Source organism: Marinilactibacillus piezotolerans (assembly GCF_900114235.1).
GTDB lineage: Bacteria > Bacillota > Bacilli > Lactobacillales > Carnobacteriaceae_A > Marinilactibacillus > Marinilactibacillus piezotolerans.
Window position 1 is genome coordinate 1 of sequence record NZ_FOSJ01000081.1, and the last position, 6,064, is coordinate 6,064.

Consider the following 6,064-nt stretch of genomic DNA (forward strand, 5'->3'; position numbering starts at 1 on the left):
TGGTCTTGTTCAATCAAATTATTCAGGTATTTAATGGTACGATGTTCTGTCCCTTGATAAAAGCCGTATTCTTTTAGTTTCTTAAAGGCACTTGTAATAGAGGGGGCTTTATCTGTGACTACAACCTTCGGTTCATCAAACTGCTTCACTAACCGCTTAAGAAAAGCATAGGCTGCTTGTGTGTCCCGTTTTTTACGTAACCAAATATCCAAGGTTAAACCATCTGCATCGATGGCTCGATACAAATAATGCCATTTTCCTTTAATTTTGATGTACGTTTCATCCATTTTCCATGAATAAAAGGATTTTTTATTTTTCTTTTTCCAAATTTGATAGATGTGAATTTCAATTAAAATAAGCCGAATCTCTCGATTCGACTTATTCCTTTTATATTCTTATTGAATAGTAATTGTTGTACCCGCTTCGACTTGAGGAAGTTCTTTTTCTTCCAAGTTTAATGTTCCTGGTAATTCAGGTTCTGTTGCCCCATTGAATTTTAGTGCAATGTGACCTAAATTGCTTAAGTTTTTATTCACTACATCTCCGACAGCAGTAATCTTGTAAGATTCGCTACCAATGGTTAGTGTCATACCTTCTTCAATCGTACCTTCTACTGGGTTTACGTTGATGATGTATGCGTAGTTTGCTAAATCTTCAGGCACTTCTTCTCCAAATAAGATCATCATGCCCTCTGCTTGAAACATTTCTGCTTCTGCACCCATGTCAACAATTTGCGTTTCATATAAACTCATGTAAACATCTCCTTAAAAATTCTTAACGTACTAACTTCTTACTTCTTAGCTGTATAATCCGAAACTTGCTAACCATGCAACAATAACTCGTGGTACACCGTTTAAGAAACGTGAGTAAAGAACTGCAGGAACTCCAACTTCAACCGTTTCAGCATCTGCTTCACTTAATCCTAACGCAACAGGAATAAAGTCTGCTCCGTTTTGCGTGTTGATGGCGAATAATGCTGGCAGTGCGAATTGTGGTGGGATATTTCCGTTACCAATTTCAACACCGATTAACGTACCAACGATTTGACTAATAACTGCTCCAGGTCCTAAAAGTGGAGATAGGAACGGTAGTGAACAGATAAATCCAATAATAATTAGTCCGATAATGTTTCCTGCTAATGGTGCTAATAAGTTTGCAATCCAAGCACCAATACCTGAACCTTGAATTAAACCAATTAATAAAGCAACGAATGCCATAAATGGAATAACGGTATGCAAGACAGTTTGAAAAGCGTCTTTAGCCGCTTGGTTAAAGGTAGAAACGACTTTACCCGCACCCATACCAATTCGTGTAATTAGGCCTGCTTGCCCAGATTCTGCTCTTTGGTCTGTGATTTTTTTGTTTGGATCATAAGATTGTTTTGTATTTTCTTCTGCTTGCATTTTTGAACTAACGGCTTCTTCTGATGCTTCTGATGCATCCGCTAATTCAATTTGGTTTAACCCAACGTTGGATACATAAATATCTTCTGTAATGTATTGAGCTAAAGGACCACTTTTACCAGTAGGGATAATGTTGATTGTTGGGATCCCTTTTTTCGGGTAAATTCCACTACGTAACGTTCCCCCACAGTCAATGATGGCTGCGGCAATTTCATCATCTGGAATTGACGTTTTGAATCCGTTCACTGGTTCCATACCTGTTAATTCTGCAATTTTATCAACGATCGCTGGTTTTGCTCCTCCACCGACAACGTAAATAAACTTATTTTTTTTTTCGGTTGGTGTAATGACTAAAGGTCCACCAAAACCTCCACTACCTTTTTTAACTTTAATACTGTTGTAATTTGACATTCTGATTTTCCTCCTTAGTTTGCTTCTGCTTCTGCAACTGATTCAAATTCTTTGCTTAAAGTAACCCCTTGTTGTTTAGAGATACGTTCGGTAAAGAAGTCGGTCGTCCATCCACCAACAAAGTTCATCACTAAACCAACAAGTAAGTAACGAATCGCTAACTCAGTAATGTTTAAACCTAATGCTTGAACCCCTTGAGCAATTCCTAACCAAACGAATAACTCACCTGGGTTAATGTGTGGGAAAATTCCGTTACTTGTGTGGTTGAACTGCATAATCGATGCTGCCCAGCCTGGCTTGTAAAACTCTGGCAAGAAACGTCCCATAGTGATTGACATTGGGTTTCCTAACATAAACGTTGAAACAAAAGGTAAAATCATATATCTAGACACAGGGTTTTTAGCAGATAGACGAGCTAAAGTCGTTACACGTTCTTCTCCTAAAATATTAACTAATGCGTTCATTGCTGTCATAAGGATTAACACTAAAGGTACAATTGAACCCATCCAATCGATGAATACATTAGCCCCTTCTTGGAATAGCCCCATGAAGCCTTCAGCTAAATTGATAATAAAATCCATTTTTATACACTTCCTCTTATCTTATTCTTTAACATACTTCCATAAACATTAATGGTTGTTCCTAATTGTCCAAGCGGCGTTTGCGCAGGTTCTTCGACATAATCGCCCACAGACACTTTCAGATAAATTTCTCTTGCATTTTCCATGGCTTCTTGCGTCAATTTATTTTCTTTGCGCACAAGAGGATGGTAACTATCTATAAAGTGAAGATCTTGATGAATGTATTGTTCTAAGCGACGAAACTTCGATAATACGGTCACACCTTGCATGAGACGCGCATCCAAAATTTTTCCGTCGTCTTCTATAGCGAACATCACTATAGTACCTGCTTTGATTTTTCCAGCTCTTCGACCAATGGCTACTTTTCCTTGTTCTCGTAATTCTCGGTAAATTTTGTTAAAGTGTTTAACTTGAAACAGTCCTAAAACCAGTTGGAATACATAAGCACCGATGGCAAAAAGGATAAACAATGTTAGAAAACTCATAGCGATAACCTCCTGTTCTTAATATACGCAATAAAGTCTGATTTACTACTAATTGAACTAATATCTTCTTTAAATTGCTGGTCTCTCGATAATCTAAAAATTAAATCGTACAAATCAATCAACTGTTGTTCATTGTCTGCGGTTAAGTTTTCAGGTACCGCCAATAACAACATAATATTGATGTCATTCTTTTCTATCATATATTCTTGATCAAAAATTCCAATATTCAATAAGATCCGGTCACTCCCTGGATTAACCTCATGCGGGAATGCCACACCATTGTCAAAAACGGTTAACTGTTTTTCTTCGCGATTCTTGACTCGCTGTTTAAACTCTTCGTTAATTAAATCTTCTTGTTCAAGCGGCTCCATTAAATAGGATAAATTTTCCATATAACTAGCGGTATGATCTAAAGTGTAAACATCATACAAAGTCGAGTGGATTAAATTTGGATTGGTGATAATGACTCTTTTAATTTCTTCACTCAACCATTGATCACTTAGGATATTTGAAATCCGAATCACTGGAACAGCTTCTGGCGGATTTTTAAAAGGAATTGACGTGAAAATTAGAAAGAACTCGGATAAATCAGCCTCTGCATAGTCATTTTCAGAAAAATACGTGAACTGAGTCCCTTGACCGACCACAGAATCAATTTGCCGTTGAATAATACCCGTTGTACCGATTCCTGCATCACTAATGATCGCCACATTTAAGCTCATTGAACTCGACAAACTTCTCAGCACCATTTCAAAATACAAGGTCAGATAGTCTACTTCAATCGAATCAATCTTCCGATTTATATCGCTTCCAATCGACTTAGCAGCCACCTTGGCCACCTCAAAAGAGAAAGGATACTTTTTCTCGACTTCGCCATAGAACATTTCTTTGGGAGACACATGGAAAATCGAGCGGTTGATTAAATGAAACAAGTGATTTGAAATCTTCGTATAGAGAAACTCGCGGTTCAACTCAATCACAAAAGATTCTTTGACGCTTTCAACCATATGGTCAAAAATATCAAATAGATATTTATATTGCTCCGTAAAGGACTTTTTATATTGACCTGAATTATTTAGGTTGAAAGGATAACTCACAAAGTCTTTTTCATATTGACTTAATGAAATCTTGAAATGGCTCTCAATAAAGTAGACGAGTTCTTCAAGCATTTGTGAATCAGCAGCCGCATTACTGTAAAAAGGAATCGGCTCTTCAAAGGTTTCATTCATTTGAATCGATGCCATTAAAGCATCTACTACTTTAATCACATGGTTAATCATTCGATTATTTTGATTGTAGTTGCTTAGAATTTGGTAAATTTCATTGATTGCTGCTTCTTCGATATACTCGAAATTGAAATAATCTTGCGCTAAATTGATATAAACCAAACGTTTGTCAAGAACACTTCCGACGAGCTTAATACCTCGGCCAGTGGCACTGGCGATTGACACATCATAGTCTTCCAGTAACTTTCTTGCGGCTTTTAAATCGTTGTTGATTGTATTTCGACTGACGGATAACTCTTCAGCAAAGTCCGTGATCACTCGATACTCATTGCTTGTATAAAGTTCTTTTAGAATATAAGCGACTCGTTTACTCGATGAATTGAAATCGCTTTCTTTTTTGAACGTCCCATACATAATGCGTTCGAGCTGTGTATGGTCTTGAATTTCAATCGAATACTTTTTGTTTCTTTCATGTATGCGTGCAATGCCTGTCAACTCATTGTTCAGCAAATCGATGTTGTTTTTAATCGTATACGGAGTCAATTGCAATCGATCTTCTAATTCTTTAGAAGATAACGTATCACGAGCTAAAAGTAATTCTAATATTTCATACCATCGATTAACAATTCCCACAGCGTATACACACCCTATCTATTATCCTCTAGTCTTCCCACCAGCTAAGTTTAATGTGACTCCAGTTGTGTAGCCTGAACGGTCAGACAACATGAAGCATACTGTATTTGCAACTTCACTCAATTTACCACTACGTCCTAATGGAATAGTGCTTGTGTTGCTGTACCCAGCTCTTAACTCTTCTACTGTTTTTCCACGTGTGTATGATAAAGCTTCTTCATACGCCAGTGTACGTAAACCAGTTTCTTCCATAATACCAGGAGCAATTCCAACTACTCGGACATTTGATTTTCCAAGTTCTTTTGCCCATGATCTTGTAAAGCTGTAAACTGCTGCTTTTGTTGCTGCGTAGGCACTTTGTCCTTCTGATCCTTCTAAACCAGACTCAGAACCCATGTTGATAATGACGCCTTCTTTTTTCTCTGTCAATACTCGACCAACTGCTTGAGAAACAAGGTAAAGACCTTTTTGGTTGATGGCAATCATCTTGTCAAAAATCGCATCGTTCAATTCATATTGACTGTGACTTTCTTTTGTATCAACAAGTAGTGCAGGAATATTAATCCCAGCATTATTGACTAAACCGTCAACGGTTCCAAAATGGTCAACAACTTCTTGCACACCATTTTCAACAGCTTCTCTAGAAGTGACGTCCACTTCTACATAGTGGTAGTTGTCATGTTCAACATCACTCGGTGAAATGTCAAAGTTTGCGACTTTCGCACCAACTTCTAAAAGTCCTTCAATAATACTGTAACCAATACCAGAAGATCCTCCGGTAACGATATACGTTCTTCCTTCAATACCTAACCATTTACTCATATTTACTCTCCTCCTTAAGTTCGAGTTAATCATACTTGTAATCGTTTAAGAAGTTAACCCAACATTTTTTTCTGCTTCAAAAAAATGGTTGGGCTAAGTATAAATAATGCATCGTTTTTTGATTTTTATTAGAATTTCTTATATCAAATTGAGTTTTTTCGGTTCTGTTGCAAAGTTTTAAATAAAGAATAAAATCCCTTACGGTATCTATGATTTAAGCTGGGATTCCCAATAATACCTTGATTTCAGTACAGACCGAAAACCCGAAGAGAGTGCCTTCTTTTCGGGTTTTCTTATATAATCCTCGAATGGCTTCCATGCCTTTAATCGTGGTAGAGGCAGTGCGTAAACTTCGATAGAATTTATTGCGTCTCTTTACTGGACGATGGTCTTGTTCAATCAAATTATTCAGGTATTTAATGGTACGATGTTCTGTCCCTTGATAAAAGCCGTATTCTTTTAGTTTCTTAAAGGCACTTGTAATAGAGGGGGCTTTATCTGTG

General features: G+C 37.2%; 6 protein-coding genes and 2 pseudogenes. All 8 read right to left on the reverse strand.

Annotation, left to right across the window (positions count from 1 at the left end):
• Window positions 1-338: pseudogene (locus BM212_RS11745) on the reverse strand (IS6-like element ISS1W family transposase); the annotation flags it as partial.
• Between the two features lie 57 nt (window positions 339-395).
• Window positions 396-752, reverse strand: a complete 357-nt coding sequence (locus BM212_RS11750; protein ID WP_091898720.1) for a PTS glucitol/sorbitol transporter subunit IIA — start codon at window positions 750-752, stop codon at window positions 396-398.
• A gap of 45 nt (window positions 753-797) precedes the next feature.
• Window positions 798-1,814 (reverse strand): PTS glucitol/sorbitol transporter subunit IIB, encoded by a 1,017-nt coding sequence (srlE, locus tag BM212_RS11755; RefSeq protein ID WP_091898722.1) that lies wholly within the window; start codon window positions 1,812-1,814, stop codon window positions 798-800.
• Window positions 1,815-1,828: 14 nt separating this feature from the next.
• Window positions 1,829-2,395: a PTS glucitol/sorbitol transporter subunit IIC gene (gene srlA, locus BM212_RS11760; protein WP_091898724.1), complete on the reverse strand. Its 567-nt coding sequence runs from the start codon at window positions 2,393-2,395 to the stop codon at window positions 1,829-1,831.
• A gap of 2 nt (window positions 2,396-2,397) precedes the next feature.
• Entirely contained in the window at window positions 2,398-2,880 is a 483-nt protein-coding gene (locus BM212_RS11765) for a transcriptional regulator GutM (RefSeq protein ID WP_091898726.1), read from the reverse strand.
• Complete coding sequence (locus BM212_RS11770; protein WP_091898728.1) at window positions 2,877-4,739, reverse strand: BglG family transcription antiterminator; 1,863 nt, start codon at window positions 4,737-4,739, stop codon at window positions 2,877-2,879. Before BM212_RS11770 ends, BM212_RS11765 begins: the two co-directional genes overlap by 4 nt.
• Window positions 4,740-4,760: 21 nt before the next feature.
• Complete coding sequence (locus tag BM212_RS11775) at window positions 4,761-5,561, reverse strand: SDR family oxidoreductase (protein WP_091898730.1); 801 nt, start codon at window positions 5,559-5,561, stop codon at window positions 4,761-4,763.
• Between the two features lie 214 nt (window positions 5,562-5,775).
• A pseudogene (locus BM212_RS11780) lies at window positions 5,776-6,064 on the reverse strand (IS6-like element IS1216 family transposase); the annotation flags it as partial.